The following is a 16,028-nucleotide window of genomic DNA, read 5'->3' as shown; positions in this document are numbered from 1 at the left end:
GCCTTTTGATGGCGCATACCATTGCGTAGCAGGATCAAACCAAATGGCAATATTTCCGCGACTCATAAGTGCTCGGTTATATGCGGGCCAATTGGTTGTGCGGTAGATTTTGTGTGTAGGCTTCTTCATTTGAAAATTATATCGCTGAAAAAGCCTTTACAGATAGGTTTGTGCAACAAAGCCGTTATAAATACAAAGCTTCGGTTTAGCTTTCCTTCAATATTTAACAAATGGTAAATTTATTAATGTTTATTATTTTTAAGCATTCTCAGTAGCTATAGAAAAATTAATAGGACAAACCGAGGTTTAGCGGGTTAGTATATTTCTTACCTTTGACTGATTATTTCCCTACTTCTATTATGGAATTAAATACCCAAACTTTACGTAAAACTTTAAGGCAACGTCGTCGCCAAGTTTCTATGTTGAGTCATAAACAGTCTGAGTCAAAAACTGCATATAAATTAATCAGACATTCTATTTTTAAATCCTCTAATAAAGTTGGGATTTATTTACATGCTTTTGGTGAAATACATACTCAAAAAATAATTGATCTGTGCTTTTTACAGGGTAAACAAGTCTTCCTTCCCATGATTTGCAACATGAATCAGCAACTAGTTTGGGTCAAAATTTCGCGAAATCAATACTATAACAAACGCTTTTCACACCACCCACTTGGTATGAAAGAACCGATGGCCTCACGAGGTTTTCATGTATCCCACCTCGATTTATTAATTATGCCTTTGCTTGCGTGTGATCCAGTCGGAACGCGTATCGGTATGGGTGGCGGTTTTTATGACAAAACATTAGCCACCGCCCCCAGAAAGCCAATACGCCTCGGTCTTGCACACGATTTTCAATTTATAACGCAAAGCTTACATCGAGAAGCCTGGGATCAACCCTTAGATGCCTTACTTAGCCCTACAAAACTTTTACGCTTTAAGCGCTAAATTGATAAAATTGACTTAAACGAACACTTTAAAATCACATATTTAGTCATTTTTTATACATTTTAATTGACACTACCCTTGTAATTTAAAAAATACCCATCACTATAAAAACATGGCAACACCGTTGTCACTCATTAGGAGTGCCCATGTCTGAGATTATTATGAATGAAGAAAGCTTGGAAACAATCATTCCGAGCGTATTACCGCTTTTAGCGCTACGAGATGTGGTTGTATATCCTCACATGCAAATTGCGCTGTTTGTGGGTCGTGAAAAATCGATCAACGCAGTTAACGTTGCGCGTGAAAGTGACAATCTTGTATTCGTAGTGGCACAAAAAGATTCGCTATCAGAAGAAATTGATCACGATAATTTATATCAATACGGTACTGTCGCGAAGATTGTGCAAGTTGTAAATCATGAGAATGATGAAAACTGTATTAAGGTACTGATTGAGGGCTTATATCGTGCGAAACTTGAGAAAATCATCGATACAGATGAATACCTCACTGCTGAACACTCATTAAGCCCAATGACGGTTGACTTGAATGCTGAAAATCAATCAACTCGTCTTGAAGAACTACGTGCGCTTTTTGCCCAATATGCAGAAGCAAAACTACGCAATGCACGTGAACTGATTGCTGCAGCGAATAAAATTGAAGATTTACTACAATTGTTATTCTTCGTTGCTACACGTGTGCCTTTAAATATCGACATCAAGCAAAAATTCCTTGAGCACGATGAATTTGAAGCACATTTAGCTGAGCTCATGACTTATTTATTGCAACAGTCTGAAGAACAGCAAATTGAACAAACGCTACATGATTCTGTAAAACGCCAAATGGAAAAGAATCAGCGTGAATACTTCTTAAATGAAAAAATGAAGGTTATTCAGCGCGAACTTTCCGATATGAATGGCGGAGCTGAAGATGACGTTCAAGAAATTGAAAAGCGTCTTGCTGAAGCAGACTTACCTGAACATGTACGTAAAAAAGCTGAAAATGAATTCCGTAAGCTAAAAGCGATGCAACCTGCATCAAGCGAAGCAGCTGTGGTGCGTAACTATCTAGAAGTAATTTTAGATACGCCGTGGAATAAAGCAAGCAAAGTCAGCATCAACTTGGCTAAAGCACAAGATATATTAGATGCCGACCACTATGGTCTAGATGATGTGAAAGATCGCATTGTTGAATACCTAGCCGTGCAATCACGTGTGAAAAAATTACGTGGCCCAATTTTATGTTTGGTTGGCCCTCCTGGTGTAGGTAAAACCTCACTCGGTGAATCTGTAGCAAAAGCGACAGGACGTGAATTTATTCGTATGGCACTGGGTGGTGTACGTGATGAAGCTGAAATTCGTGGTCACCGTCGTACTTATATCGGTGCGATGCCGGGTAAAATTGTGCAATCACTATCTAAAGTTGGCGTGAAGAACCCACTGTTCTTACTCGACGAAATTGACAAAATGGCGCAAGACTACCGTGGCGACCCTGCTTCTGCCTTGCTTGAAGTACTTGATCCATCGCAAAACAGTAAGTTCAATGATCACTATTTAGATCTTGATTTAGACCTTTCTGAAGTGATGTTCATTTGTACTGCAAACAGCATGAATATTCCTGAAGCGCTTCTTGACCGTATGGAAGTGATTCGTCTACCGGGTTATACCGAAGATGAGAAAGTGAATATTGCTGAGCGTTATTTAGTGCCGAAAGCTATTAAAAATAATGGTCTACGCGCTAAAGAATTAACAGTACATGAAGAAGCCATTCGCGACATCGTACAACGTTATACACGTGAAGCTGGTGTGCGTAGCCTTGAACGTGAAGTATCTAAAATTGCACGTAAAGTCGTGAAAGAAGCCGTTAGTAAGAAATCGAAAAATCTTCAAATTGAAGTGGATTCGAAAAATCTTCCTGACTACTTAGGCCCGCACAAATTCGACTTCGGTATGGCTGAAGAAGAAGCACAAGTCGGTCGTGTAAATGGTTTAGCTTGGACTTCCGTGGGTGGTGAGCTATTAACGATTGAAGTGGCAGCAGTTCCTGGTAAAGGCAAATTCATCACTACAGGTTCACTGGGTGACGTGATGAAAGAGTCAATTACAGCAGCAATGACTGTCGTACGTACCCGTGCTGATGAACTCGGTATCGAAGCGTCTCGCTTTGAAGAAACAGATGTTCACGTACATTTACCCGAAGGTGCAACACCAAAAGATGGCCCATCAGCTGGTTTAGCCCTTACTTTAGCACTTGTTTCAGCTTTCACTAAAATTGCAATTCGTCCTGATATTGCCATGACAGGTGAAACAAGCTTAAGTGGTCGTGCGATGCGTATTGGCGGCTTAAAAGAAAAACTTTTGGCAGCACACCGTGGTGGTGTAAAACTCGTGTTTATCCCACAAGACAACGTGCGTGATTTGTCTGAAATTCCAGACAATGTAAAAGAAGGTTTAGAAATTAAAGCCGTGAAATCGATTGATGAAATCTTACCACTTGCATTGGTTTCTGCACCAAAAGCCTTAGCCAAAACACCTATCGTCAAAGCAACTGAAAGTGGCAAAGCGGCACGCCATTAAGTTTTAAAACTATTTTACATGATTAAAAAAAGCCCTGTTCGCAGGGCTTTTTTGTGTTCAAAATTGGATGTTAAAAAATTGAAAATCGAACAACATTAGAAATTAAAATTAGCCATAGCAAATATACATGAAGCAAGTTCCATCCAACGAATTGAAGTTAGTGATGTAATACCTATAGGAATATAAATTAGAAAGTCTTACAAAATTTCAGGGTTATTACTTGATAAATACTTAATCATCCCCCATATATATATTGGTAGAGATATACGCGCTGTATGTTTCATTTTCGTTCCAAATGCACAACATTATGTGATTGTTCTTTTTGGAACAGAATGGTCATCTGCATCTCCAGGCAGATGACCTTTTATCGCAGTCCACAGGCTTTCAGGACTGCGTTTTTTATGCATTCAAGTTTTGTCTTAGTTCTTCAATGGATTTTGATACGCTCATCATGGCGCAATCAAAGTTTTTACCAAACCATTTACAACTTGTGCCATCTTCCCCACATTGAGTTTTTCTATCGTATCTTGCTCGGTATGGTAATGCTTATTTCGATAGTATGCCGTATCCGTAATCATCATTGCAGGTATATCAAATTTCCAATAATTCATATGATCTGAGAAATCGATTCCTTGAATAAATGAAGGTGAAATAAGTCGCTCACACTGTAATTCGTTTAAATTTTCCATTGCACTACAGTAATTTGAGGTCAAATCACGAGACTGCACATTGCCCACAGCAGCAATGAAATTTGAATGTGATGGATAAATCCACTTCAAACCAATCGGATAATCTTGAGTCGCTTTCGGGTCAAAATAACCAATCATTTCCAAAATATAAACACCATTTATTTTATCTTTGTTTTTAGCGACTGACTTTGCATGGATAAAACTACCCATTGACTCCGTTCGAAAATAAGGCGGTTCTTCTAACGTATAAAATACGAATTCAATATTTTGTTTCAACCGCGATTTTTCTGCTGCCAAAATACGTGCTGTCTCAAGTACACCTGCAACACCAGATGCATTGTCATCAGCACCCGCTTGTTCACCATATACATCGTAATGCGCTCCTACAATCACCTTTGTACTGTTTCCCGTATTCAATGGGCACACCACATTGCGGTAGGGTTGACTATTCACTGTATAGGTTTGAAAACTACAATTAACACCAAATAAACGCATTTGCTCGCGAATCCATGCGGAGACACGATTCAACTCCTGAATATTTTTATAGTTTCTATATTCGCCTTCAGAGCCAATAATTTGCTGTAAATAAACGCTTAAATTTTCAGGTTCAGCCATTCGAGTAGTCGCATGTGCAGTAAGTGGCAAACTAAAAAGAATCACAACTACCGTGAGTGAATGATACAGCAGCTGAAAACCACGTTTTAGGGGTAGTTTTATCATTGTTATTATTCCGCTTTTTAAAAATTTGAGCATAAGTAACTTATGCTGCGTATTTAAACAGCAAGCAAATCCTCTTTTCAATTGCAATTTGTGTCTGTTATTACAAAGCAACAAATCACCGTTATAATAGTCTTTTGCTTCATTTCAGGCGCTGTATGAAAATCCGCATTCTCACTATTGGTCAAAAAATGCCAGCTTGGGTACTGACAGGTTTTGAAGACTATTTCAAACGTATTCAACCCTTTGTACAAACTCAAATTGTTGAATTGCCTATGGCGAAGCGCGGTAAAAATGATTCTGAAGCTGATATTTTAAAATACCGTCAAATCGAAGGTGATAGCATATTAAATGCCATGAAAGGTAATGAGGTGTTAATTGCTCTTGAAGTCGGTGGCCGTGAATTTAGTACTGAAAAACTTGCTGAAACAATGAAAGGTTGGATGCTAGAAGGCAATGATGTGGTCTTAGCAATTGGTGGACCTGATGGGCACTCTGAAGCCGTACGTAAAGCAGCAGCATGGCATTGGTCATTATCAAAACTTACACTGCCTCACCCAATGGTTCGTGTCATGCTCATTGAGCAGCTCTACCGTGCTATGAGCATCAACAACAACCACCCTTACCATCGTGCTGGCTAAAATCACTGTTTAGTTCTTCGCATTGTTGCATAAACGAAACAATACGTTGAATTTATACAGATTGGTTATAGTTTCAAAATACAGCATGATAAACCTATTCCATATAACGACTTCCGGCGACGACCATGAATTTACAAACACTCCCAGGTTTATTTATTTCCCACGGTTCTCCAATGCTCGCTATCAATCCTGAGCAAGTTGGGCCTGCGCTGGAACGTCTCAGTCTCAATCTTCCAAAACCCCAAGCCATTATTATTATGTCTGCACATTGGGAAAGTAACGCACTAGAAGTAAGTACAGGCATTCGACCAGAGACTTGGCACGATTTCCGTGGTTTTCCTACGGAACTTTATGAGATTCGCTACCCTGCTCCAGGTCAACCAGAACTTGCAGAAGAAATTTTACATCTATTAGCAAATGCTGGACTTGCAGCACATGCAAACAGCACACGTCCGCGTGACCATGGTGTTTGGATGCCATTACTTCACATGTATCCAGAAGCAGACATTCCAGTTGTTGAAATATCACTGCCAATGACAATAAGTGCTCAAGACATATATAAAATTGGACAAACACTGGCACCTTTGCGCGAAAAACAAATTTTGTTGATTGGTTCCGGTAGCATTACGCATAACTTGCGCGAATTAGCTTGGAATGGACAAGCGGCTGCTGTACCTGAATGGGCTTCGACTTTCCGTAATTATGTGGTCAGTAAACTTACTCACCAAGATTATGACGCAGTGCTTGACTGGCAATCTATTCCGCATGTTCAACGCAATCATCCGACCATAGAGCACTTTGCACCAATCTTTTTCGCAATGGGTGCAGGCCATCGCTTCTCGATTGTGCATAGCAGTTTCAGTATGGGTTCTCTCGGTATGGATATTTATCGATTTGATTAATTGCGAAAATTAGATGAAATACGCTTTTAATAGATAAATTATATTTATATAATAACAAATATATATTTATGGATACATTTTGATACCGAATCGTGGTGAATGTATCCATAATTTTTTAAAATGAATAGGTTATGCTGCATTCTGTTATTTAGATCAAGAACTGCAAGCCTTATGAAATTAAAATATTTAGCGATTGCACTCTTCCCTTTAGCACTTGCAGCATGTCAATCAAGCGATATCCAAAAAGCTGGAGATATAGCCTTGACCGTTTTACAACAACAAAATGCAGATAAAACCTTGACTGCGTATCAGTGGAGTACCAACACTGAAAATGCGCCTAAACCGATTGTTTTAAACTTTAGCGAAGAAGGTCGTCTAAGTATCTCAACAAGCTGTAATACGCTAGGTAGCTCTTGGTCAGTCGAAAATAATACTATCAGTACAGGTAGTATGATGGCAACGCAAATGGCTTGCCCGAATAACATGATGGCGCAGGAAGGTATCGCTGCAGATATTTTCTCAAACCGCAAAGTGCCATTTATTTTAAATCTAAACGATAAAGAAAAACCCACCCTTACTTTAACCAATAGTAAAGGTGAAAAGATTGTATTCACAGGTAAAATGACCCCTGAAACTAAATACCAATCTGCGGGTGAAACCATTTTCTTAGAAATTAGCCCTGAAACTAAACAATGTACAGGTGTTGCACCGCAAACATGTTTACAGGTCAAAGAAATTAAATATGCCGAAAATGGAGTTAAAACCCAAGTCGATAAAGACTGGAGTTTGTTTTATGACAAAATTGAAGGCTTTGAACATTCACCAAATGAGCGTCAAATCATTCGTGTGAAACGCTATGAAATTAAAAATCCAGCAGCGGATCAATCTAAATATGCCTATGTGCATGACATGACGATTGCGCGTGGTAGCTTAGACAGCAAACTCTAATTTAGACTTGCATTGCACAATTTAAAAATTTTCCAATAAAAAACCGAGGCTAATGCCTCGGTTTTTTATTTCGTACTTAGGTAGAACTTAGTAAACGCCTTGAGCAAGCATTGCATCAGCTACTTTTACGAAGCCAGCAATGTTTGCACCGTTTACATAGTTCACAGTACCATCTTCTTCAGTACCGTATTTCACGCAGTTACGGTGAATTTCTTTCATGATCGCATGAAGACGCTCGTCAACTTCCTCGAAAGTCCAACCCAAACGAATTGCGTTTTGAGACATTTCAAGACCAGAAGTTGCAACTCCACCCGCATTCGATGCTTTACCTGGTGCATAAAGAATTTTCGCTTCAACGAATTTCTCAACAGCATCCAAAGTAGAAGGCATGTTTGCGCCTTCAGCAACACAGATTACACCGTTTGCAAGAAGTACAGCAGCATCATCGCCATTCAATTCATTTTGTGTTGCACATGGAAGTGCGATATCACATTTGATTGACCAAGGACGTTGACCTTCAAGGTATTCAAAACCGTGCTTAGATGCGAATTCTGAAATACGACCACGTTTTACGTTTTTAAGTTCCATTACTTCAGCAAGAAGTTCAGTTGTGAAACCATCTTTAACGTATACAGTACCGTTAGAGTCTGAAAGTGAAACCACTTTCGCACCTAGATACATTGCTTTTTCAGCTGCAAATTGTGCAACGTTACCTGAACCCGAAATAGTCACAACTTTGTTGTTGAAGCTATCACCACGAGTTTTTAGCATTTCTTCAGCAAAGTACACTGTACCGAAACCTGTAGCTTCAGGACGTGCAAGTGAACCACCGAAAGTTAAGCCTTTACCAGTGAATACACATGCAGTGTCGTTGCTTAATTTTTTCATCATGCCGGCCATGTAGCCAACTTCACGGCCACCCACACCGATGTCACCCGCTGGGATGTCAGTGTTTGAACCTAAATGACGATATAACTCGATCATCAATGCTTGGCAGAAACGCATAATTTCGCCTTCAGATTTACCTTTAGGATCGAAATCTGAACCACCTTTACCACCACCCATAGGCAATGTAGTTAAAGCATTTTTGAAAGTTTGCTCAAAGCCTAAGAATTTTAGGATTGAAAGGTTCACTGAAGGATGGAAACGCATACCACCTTTGAATGGACCAATTGCTGAGTTGTATTGAACACGGAAAGCACGGTTAACGTGAGTTTGACCTTTGTCATCTACCCATGAAACACGGAATTGAATCGCACGTTCTGGCTCAACAAGACGCTCAAGCAGACCGTAGTCAGCATACTCTGGGTTCTTTTCAATGAAAGGCCAAAGGCTCGTCATCACTTCTTCAACAGCTTGAAGAAATTCAGGTTGATGTGTATCACGTGTTTTAACGTAGTCCAGGAAGTCGTTAAGGCTGTTATATTTCAACGCTTAATCCTCAGCAGATGTATGGATCAAAACTGTTCACAATTTTGATCAAAGATATATTTTGGCGCAAAATATTAAATATCTTTTGTAACCAATGGGCAATAGTTTTTTTAAAAAATCTTTAAAATATATAAATTTCATGTGTTTAATTTGATTTTTAAGATGTTTTGGTTATATATCTAATAACTTTAAGGAATATTTTAATGTTGTTTTTTGCGCATAAATGATGCAAACAACGACCTATTTTCGAGCACACTCAACACACTAAAAACATGCTAGAATTCATTACCCTGCTTTGTTTTCGCACTTTCTGCTGTAACTCGATGAACCATGAATTCTGAAATTTCCCTCATTCAACAAATTGACGCATTACTTCCACAAACCCAATGCGGTCTATGTGGCCATCGTGATGGGTGTTTGCCCTATGCAAAATCAATTCATGAAGGTGAAGCTGCGAATAAATGCGTGCCGGGTGGGCAGCCTGTGGCTGATGCCTTAGCGATTTTGTTAAATCGTGCTCCGTTAAAAGCAGAAGAAAGTGTGTGGCCAATTCAATCCGACGGCCGTCCTCAACGTGTCAAAGCAGTGATTCGTGAAGACGAATGTATTGGATGCACCAAATGCATTAGCGCCTGCCCTGTCGATGCCATCATTGGCTCAGGAAAACTCATGCATAGCGTATTAACGGATTTATGCACGGGCTGTGAACTGTGCATTCCTCCTTGCCCGGTCGACTGCATTGACTTGGTTGAAGACACCCAACCGATGCTGAATGAAACATTAAGAATTGCAGAGCAAGACGATTTACGCCGCCGATATTATGCACATATTCAGCGTGAAGAAAAACGTCAACTCAATCGTAAAGGTCCTGTCGTTCGCGCCGAAATTGACACTGAATTATTTGCCCAATTTTCAAGCCAAACGGACTCTGTTCCTGCAATTGAAGTGGTTGAAAAACAAAATGTAGCGACCATTAATATTGATGCAAAAACCACGATTGAACTTGCAAAAATCCGAACACAAATCAAAAAACTCGAAAAGCAGCTCAGTGTTCGTGAAGATGCAAAAAAACGTGAGTTGCTTGATTCACTTTCGGTACAACTAACACAATTACAAGGGGCTTAATTGTGGCTGTTAAAAATATGACGAAAAAGCAGATTCAAACTTTTTTTGAACGACTGCGTGAGCAACGTCCTAACCCTAAAACTGAACTAAATTACAGCAGCCCCTTTGAGCTATTAGTGGCAGTGACATTATCTGCCCAGGCCACTGATGTTAGCGTCAATAAAGCCACAGACAAACTATTTCCTATTGCCAATACACCTGAAGCTATTTATGCCTTAGGGGTTGATGGATTAAAGGAATATATTAAGACCATTGGCTTATATAATTCGAAAGCTGAGAACGTCATTAAAGCCTGTAAGATGCTGATCGACAAACACAATAGCGTCGTACCAAACAATCGTGCAGACTTAGAAGCCTTACCCGGTGTCGGGCGTAAGACAGCGAATGTGGTGCTGAATACTGCTTTTGGTCAACCAACGATGGCTGTTGATACACATATTTTTCGTTTAGGTAACCGTACAGGTTTAGCTGTCGGCAAGAATGTGCTTGAAGTCGAACACCGTTTAGTGAAAGTGATTCCAAAAGAATTTATTGTCGACTCACATCATTGGTTAATTTTACATGGTCGTTACTGCTGTATCGCACGTAAACCCAAGTGTAATGAATGTATCGTTTCTGACGTGTGTAACTGGCCTGATCGTTTTGAGTTTGGTGCAGCAAGACCAATTAAAGTAACCAACCTAGATGCCTAATATTTCTTAGATATCGCAAGCATCATTTTTATGCTAATCAAATGAAAATCAGCAATATATAACTCAGATATATTGCTGATTTTGTAATATGCTAGTGTAGTTTAGGCCTCAACCCTTCATAGCAAATTACTGTTCAGATTTAGAGTCTTGCTGTTTTTTCTTATCTAACTCTTGTTGTAATTTGGGATGTAACTGATACTGCTTCGGGTTTAATTTTGCATCTTTTGCTTCTTCAATTTGTACATTACGCAGCATTTTAAAACTGACATAAAGCAGTCCCAGTAAAACCACCACTGCAACAACAACACCCAAAATTAAAGCAACTTTCAGCACTAGATTGTCCTCAAAAATGAACAATAAAAAAAGAGTCCCACTATGCAGTAGGACTCTTTTAAAGTCAAAATTTCAGTCGAACTGAATTATTTTGCTTGATCTAAAATCGCGAACAAATCAGTTTGTACTTGTTCGATTGGACGTAGACCATTTAATTTGTCATAAGTCGGTGCATTTTCACCAGATGCTGCGCGGCCTTGGTAGAAACCAACCAATTGCTCAGTTTCAGTATGGTATGAACCTAGACGTTTACGAATCGTCGCCTCTTGGTCATCAGGACGTTGCACAAGGTCTTCACCAGTTTCGTCATCTTTACCTTCCACTTTCGGCGGATTGTAAACGATGTGGTAAACACGACCTGATGCAGGGTGTTGACGACGACCAGAAAGACGTTGAACGATTTCTTCGTCAGGTACATCAATCTCGATCACGTGATCGATGTTGATACCTTCATTTTCAAGCGCTTCAGCTTGAGGAATCGTACGTGGGAAACCGTCAAAAATGCAGCCGTTTACGCAATCAGGTTGAGCAATACGTTCTTTCACAAGACCAATAATCAGCTCATCAGATACAAGACCGCCATTATCCATGACGCTTTTAGCTTGTAGACCTAATTCAGTACCTTCACGAATCGCAGCACGGAGCATATCACCGGTTGAAATTTGTGGGATATCGTAGCGCTTACAGATCAACTGAGCCTGTGTGCCTTTACCTGCTCCAGGTGGTCCGAGTAATATAATGCGCATAAAAAAACATCCTCATTTTAAAACATTGTATATGACGCTATACGGTGATATGAACCCCAAGATTAACATCACCTATCAGCATCTAATTATAAGAAAGCCACAAACAAATGTATTGTACCAGCTATAAAACCAGTCACCCCACCCAACACAATCAAAATCCATTCGTCTTCCTGAAATGCAGGACGTAACAAATTTTGAAATTCTTTAGGCGTTAACTCGCGAATACGGTCTCTAAACATCTGAAAGATTTTCTGTGCACGGCTCGCATTAAACGCAGGGTCGCATACAGGCACCATCGTAATTTCAATTGAGCGATCGATCAAGTCTGTCTTGAGTTTTGCATACTCTTTTGGACCTAAAGACAACTGTAATGACGTACGAACCAATGGTGTTTCCATAATTTCGTTAATATGACGTTTAACAATGCGACGAGTCTTGTCTTTTTTCCCGCCATACATCATTTCGGTCATGATAGATTTTAGCGTAATTAGGTCTTCTGTGACTACATTTGCGAATACATCCGATACTTCTTCTTGGCGTTTCATAAACGCCCCTTGAATATTGTAAGTTCCAATACGTGGAATCACAGGCTTGATCCAAGGAAATTTACGATCTTTAGTTAATTCAAAGAATTGTAAATACTTCACTGGGTGTGGTTCGATTGGATTGAATACCATCCAAATAGCAATCCAATTGGTCAAAAAGCCCCAGATTGCAGCCCAGAATGGCACTGTCCAATGCCAAGGCACCACAAACCAAACAACCATCTGGAAGATACCAAAGAACATCCCAATCAAGGCACTAATATGCCAAATAAAGTTAATTTCTTTTTGTCCAACTTTAAGGAACATTCGCACCATCAGGCGTCGATCAGACTCCATCTGGCTCACCACCATTTCACGCATGTCAACTAATGACTCGACGTTCATGGTCAGTTCGGTCACAAGTTCTTTTAAAGTACTTGGTAACTGTTTATGTGCTTGAGCATAAATACGACGTTTGATCGAATACGGTAAATTTTCCCAAAGAACAGCATTTCGGTCGAGCATGACTTCATCAATTAAATGTTCAAGCTCAAAACCAACTTGTTCACCAATAATACGCGCCATGTCCTCAGGATCCATTGCATCTAAAAATTCACGCAATGAACCCAATTTAGACAAAGTGTTGTCGGTAATAATGCCAGATATACGTCCAGCCTTTCTTGGCACAATGCCCTGCCATCCCACCGGTATTGGGCCTAAATGGAATCCCCAAAAAGTAATTGGGTAAAACACCATTTTAAGTGCCATCCAAACGTGTGCCCAGGTAACGAACGCGGTAACGGGGATAATACTTAGCACCGCCCAAAAATCGGGTCGTTGCAAAAAGGTTTGCCACAGATCGTTAACGTACTCAAGCATGCATAACTTCCATATTTAATTTTATTCAGTGAGCGCGGTTAAAACATAAAGTTGATTATTTTCACTACAAACCAATACTTAGAGTATATGAGATTTGTAGTCTAGGTTCGATTTCTGCAATAACATTGCCCGACTTATCTTCTAATTTCTCTCCTGCACCCAGGCCAACACTAAACGTACTGATACGCTCGGAGCTCAACATCACATAAGCAAGATCAATACCACCGCCTAATCGAGCTTCATCGTCACCATCAACTTTTTTCGTGTCGATATAACCTGCATAAGCCCCGACATAATAACCATTTTTATCCTTGCCAGTGAAATGAACTGGGTGACGAAAGCCGACTTGTCCACCAGGTGTTTTATCATCGTTCAAGAAAACACCAGCTTTCGCATAAGCAATGCCATAAGGGTTGACCCATTCACCATTCACATGAATGATTTTTTGAGTAAAACCCGCACCAAGATTCCAAGCTTGATAGCCTGTACTGCCTAAATTTGCCTCAGGTAAAAATGCGTTGTCATTGGCGTGTGCGACACTTCCAAGCATCATTAACACCAACCATGGATAAAATTTATTCATTGTTTTCACTAACTTCCTTAGTATTATTTTTGGATTATTCCTTTTTTATTCTTAGCGACTTTATCAGATTAAAATGAACTGTTATACACAAGCTCGCATCTTTTTCATGTCTGCAAAGTCAAAGTTTGAGCTACATCCACGAGCAGCACGTTTTTAATTCTCAAAAAAAATAACAATTGCGCTAGAATATGCCTCTTCTGTTATTTCAGTTCTTTGTCTTTAAGTCGATCGCATATGAAGCAGCACTTTCCTTTAAAAAATGTCCAGCAAGAAAAGCGGATTTATCGTAATCGTGTACTGATTTCGATTGGGATCGTGTCATTCTTTATGTTGCTATTGGTAGCTCGCTACGCCTATTTACAAATTAAGAATTACGAAACGTTTTCAACCGCTGCAGATCAAAACCGAATTCGTTTACAGCCTTTAGCGCCATCCCGTGGCTATATTTATGACCGCAATGGTGTATTACTGGCTGATAACTACCCTGTATTCTCTGCAACCATGAGTCGTGCAGATGTTGAAGATATTGACGACACCGTCAAGCGCCTCACGCCGCTCCTTGAACTTACTGATGAAGACATTGAACGTTTTAGCAGTCGAATTAAAACTTCAAAGAAAACTGAACGTGTTTCAATCAAACTTAACCTGAATGAAAATGATATTGCGCGTTTTAGTGAAGTGAAATATCAATTCCCAGGCGTTAATATCGAAACACAAATGACCCGTTATTACCCACATGGTGAACTTTTTGCGCATGTGATTGGTTATGTCGGTCGTATCAATGACAAAGAACTTAAAACCATTGATAAAGATTTATATGCTGGCTCTAACCTGATTGGTAAGATCGGCGTTGAAAAGTCGTATGAAGAATTACTACATGGCATGCCCGGCAATGAGTCCGTTGAAGCTGATGCTTTTGGTAATGTGTTACGCCACTTGGGCCGTAAAGATCCAGTTCGTGGTAATGATCTGTATTTATCCTTAGATTATGGCTTACAAACGATTGCTTCTGAGCAATTGGCAGGTCGACGTGGCGCTATTGTTGCAATGGATCCGCGTACAGGTGAAATTCTTGCTTTGGTATCCAGCCCAAGCTTTAACCCGAACCTGTTCGTAACAGGTATTAGTAGTAAAGATTATTCTGGTTTACGTGATAGCTTAGACCAACCACTCTATAACCGTGCTGTACAAGGGGCTTATCCTCCAGGATCGACCATTAAACCGATGTTTGGTATGGGTGGTATTCACTATGGTTTAGTTGATTGGAGCACGGCTATTTCAGATCCCGGTTATTTTACTTTACCAGGTGATAGCCATCGTTTCCGTGACCACAAAAAAACCGGTCATGGCGCTGTAAATATGCATAAAGCACAAGTTGTCTCTTGTGATACCTATTTTTATGTCCTGTCATATCGCATGGGCATTGAAAAAATGAACTCATGGATGCGTCAATTTGGTTTCGGTGAAAAAACTGGTGTCGATTTACCAAGTGAAAGTACAGGCTTATATCCGAATCCTGAATGGAAAATGCGTACCCGCAAATCAAATTGGCTTAAAGGTGAAACGATTTCCGTCAGTATTGGACAAGGTGCATTTACCGCAACCCCATTACAACTGGCCATGGCGACTGCAATTACAGCCAACCAAGGCTCTCATGTCACCCCTCATGTATTGCGTGAAAGTAAAGGTTCTAAGGTGCATAAAGTTCATAATGCACCAAATGGCCGCATTCAATTTAATGGTAAACCAGAAGATTGGATTAAGATGCGTGATGCCATGATTGATGTAGTGCAAACGGGTACAGGCCGTGGTATCCGCACGCCGATGTATCAAATTGCAGGTAAAACAGGTACAGCTCAGGTTAAAAGTATTGCTCAAGGTAAACGATATAACGAAGCATTACTTACAGAACGTCAACTTGATCACGGCCTATTTGTTGGCTTTGCACCCGCTGAAAAACCTGAAATTGCAATTGCTGTGGTTTGGGAAAATGGCCGTCATGGTGGTTCGGCAGCTCAAATCGCTAAACCTATTTTTGACTATTGGCTACTAACTCGTAAAAAAAATCCAATTCGTCCTTCCGGCCACCAAGTAAGTGGTGGCTTAATGACAGCTGGGATTAAACCCGGTGAATTACCAAGTGGCGCTAATATTTTGTCTGCCGACCCAAATGCAAATCCAAACCAGCAAACAAATGAAGCGAACTCAAATAGTAACCAGGCCGCTCAGACAAATGGTCAAGCAGCACCTACTACATCTCGTGCTGCGAGTGCAGCCGCAACAGCTGATCAGGAATAA

14 protein-coding genes and 1 pseudogene are annotated in these 16,028 nt (G+C 40.1%); 8 read left to right on the top strand and 7 right to left on the bottom strand.

Going from position 1 to position 16,028, the window contains the following annotated elements:
- Positions 1-129, bottom strand: a pseudogene (locus tag A9J31_RS15530) (IS5/IS1182 family transposase); the annotation flags it as partial.
- A gap of 230 nt (positions 130-359) precedes the next feature.
- Here A9J31_RS15530 and A9J31_RS03055 point away from each other — a divergent pair.
- Entirely contained in the window at positions 360-947 is a 588-nt protein-coding gene (locus A9J31_RS03055; protein ID WP_067762454.1) for a 5-formyltetrahydrofolate cyclo-ligase, read from the top strand.
- Positions 948-1,093: 146 nt separating this feature from the next.
- Positions 1,094-3,520 (top strand): endopeptidase La, encoded by a 2,427-nt coding sequence (gene lon / locus A9J31_RS03050; RefSeq protein WP_067762452.1) that lies wholly within the window; start codon positions 1,094-1,096, stop codon positions 3,518-3,520.
- A 449-nt stretch (positions 3,521-3,969) separates the two neighbouring features.
- Here lon and A9J31_RS03045 read toward each other — a convergent pair whose 3' ends face one another.
- A complete protein-coding gene (locus A9J31_RS03045) occupies positions 3,970-4,824 on the bottom strand; it encodes a M20/M25/M40 family metallo-hydrolase (protein ID WP_245668198.1) in 855 nt (284 codons plus the stop codon).
- 260 nt (positions 4,825-5,084) lie between these two features.
- On the opposite strand from A9J31_RS03045, the gene rlmH reads away from it, so the two are divergent.
- From rlmH to A9J31_RS03030, 3 genes are all read left to right on the top strand, one after another.
- Positions 5,085-5,567: a 23S rRNA (pseudouridine(1915)-N(3))-methyltransferase RlmH gene (gene rlmH / locus A9J31_RS03040; RefSeq protein WP_067762448.1), complete on the top strand. Its 483-nt coding sequence runs from the start codon at positions 5,085-5,087 to the stop codon at positions 5,565-5,567.
- Between the two features lie 125 nt (positions 5,568-5,692).
- Entirely contained in the window at positions 5,693-6,469 is a 777-nt protein-coding gene (locus A9J31_RS03035; protein ID WP_067762446.1) for a DODA-type extradiol aromatic ring-opening family dioxygenase, read from the top strand.
- Positions 6,470-6,640: 171 nt separating this feature from the next.
- Positions 6,641-7,417, top strand: coding sequence for a DUF4377 domain-containing protein (locus A9J31_RS03030; protein WP_067762445.1), 777 nt, complete (start codon positions 6,641-6,643; stop codon positions 7,415-7,417).
- Positions 7,418-7,504: 87 nt separating this feature from the next.
- Here A9J31_RS03030 and gdhA read toward each other — a convergent pair whose 3' ends face one another.
- Entirely contained in the window at positions 7,505-8,848 is a 1,344-nt protein-coding gene (gene gdhA / locus A9J31_RS03025; RefSeq protein WP_067762443.1) for an NADP-specific glutamate dehydrogenase, read from the bottom strand.
- 330 nt (positions 8,849-9,178) lie between these two features.
- Here gdhA and A9J31_RS03020 point away from each other — a divergent pair, with 330 nt between their 5' ends.
- Positions 9,179-9,973, top strand: a complete 795-nt coding sequence (locus A9J31_RS03020; protein WP_067762441.1) for an RnfABCDGE type electron transport complex subunit B — start codon at positions 9,179-9,181, stop codon at positions 9,971-9,973.
- 17 nt (positions 9,974-9,990) lie between these two features.
- A complete protein-coding gene (gene nth / locus A9J31_RS03015; protein WP_067762469.1) occupies positions 9,991-10,665 on the top strand; it encodes an endonuclease III in 675 nt (224 codons plus the stop codon).
- Between the two features lie 126 nt (positions 10,666-10,791).
- On the opposite strand, the gene A9J31_RS03010 is transcribed toward nth, so the two are convergent.
- From A9J31_RS03010 to A9J31_RS02995, 4 genes are all read right to left on the bottom strand, one after another.
- Complete coding sequence (locus tag A9J31_RS03010) at positions 10,792-10,998, bottom strand: hypothetical protein (RefSeq protein ID WP_342669159.1); 207 nt, start codon at positions 10,996-10,998, stop codon at positions 10,792-10,794.
- Positions 10,999-11,084: 86 nt separating this feature from the next.
- The gene (gene adk, locus A9J31_RS03005) at positions 11,085-11,744 is read right to left on the bottom strand and encodes an adenylate kinase (RefSeq protein ID WP_067762439.1); all 660 of its coding nucleotides are present in this window, start codon (positions 11,742-11,744) and stop codon (positions 11,085-11,087) included.
- Positions 11,745-11,830: 86 nt separating this feature from the next.
- Positions 11,831-13,147 (bottom strand): DUF445 domain-containing protein, encoded by a 1,317-nt coding sequence (locus A9J31_RS03000; protein ID WP_067762437.1) that lies wholly within the window; start codon positions 13,145-13,147, stop codon positions 11,831-11,833.
- Between the two features lie 64 nt (positions 13,148-13,211).
- Complete coding sequence (locus tag A9J31_RS02995) at positions 13,212-13,730, bottom strand: hypothetical protein (protein WP_067762435.1); 519 nt, start codon at positions 13,728-13,730, stop codon at positions 13,212-13,214.
- 234 nt (positions 13,731-13,964) lie between these two features.
- Between A9J31_RS02995 and mrdA the strand changes: the two genes are divergently transcribed.
- Positions 13,965-16,028, top strand: coding sequence for a penicillin-binding protein 2 (gene mrdA, locus A9J31_RS02990; RefSeq protein ID WP_067762433.1), 2,064 nt, complete (start codon positions 13,965-13,967; stop codon positions 16,026-16,028).

It is taken from the genome of Acinetobacter gandensis, from assembly GCF_001678755.1.
In the GTDB taxonomy this organism is placed as follows: domain Bacteria; phylum Pseudomonadota; class Gammaproteobacteria; order Pseudomonadales; family Moraxellaceae; genus Acinetobacter; species Acinetobacter gandensis.
This window is presented reverse-complemented; position numbering and strand designations above follow the sequence as displayed.

Bases quoted from the DNA above. Each gene is read 5' to 3' on its own strand.
- A9J31_RS03000 (WP_067762437.1), bottom strand. From the start codon at position 13,147: ATGCTTGAGTACGTTAACGATCTGTGGCAAACCTTTTTGCAACGACCC.
- A9J31_RS02995 (WP_067762435.1), bottom strand. From the start codon at position 13,730: ATGAATAAATTTTATCCATGGTTGGTGTTAATGATGCTTGGAAGTGTC.
- mrdA (WP_067762433.1), top strand. From the start codon at position 13,965: ATGAAGCAGCACTTTCCTTTAAAAAATGTCCAGCAAGAAAAGCGGATT.
- nth (WP_067762469.1), top strand. From the start codon at position 9,991: ATGACGAAAAAGCAGATTCAAACTTTTTTTGAACGACTGCGTGAGCAA.
- adk (WP_067762439.1), bottom strand. From the start codon at position 11,744: ATGCGCATTATATTACTCGGACCACCTGGAGCAGGTAAAGGCACACAG.
- A9J31_RS03035 (WP_067762446.1), top strand. From the start codon at position 5,693: ATGAATTTACAAACACTCCCAGGTTTATTTATTTCCCACGGTTCTCCA.
- rlmH (WP_067762448.1), top strand. From the start codon at position 5,085: ATGAAAATCCGCATTCTCACTATTGGTCAAAAAATGCCAGCTTGGGTA.
- A9J31_RS03020 (WP_067762441.1), top strand. From the start codon at position 9,179: ATGAATTCTGAAATTTCCCTCATTCAACAAATTGACGCATTACTTCCA.
- A9J31_RS03045 (WP_245668198.1), bottom strand. From the start codon at position 4,824: ATGGCTGAACCTGAAAATTTAAGCGTTTATTTACAGCAAATTATTGGC.
- A9J31_RS03055 (WP_067762454.1), top strand. From the start codon at position 360: ATGGAATTAAATACCCAAACTTTACGTAAAACTTTAAGGCAACGTCGT.
- lon (WP_067762452.1), top strand. From the start codon at position 1,094: ATGTCTGAGATTATTATGAATGAAGAAAGCTTGGAAACAATCATTCCG.
- A9J31_RS03030 (WP_067762445.1), top strand. From the start codon at position 6,641: ATGAAATTAAAATATTTAGCGATTGCACTCTTCCCTTTAGCACTTGCA.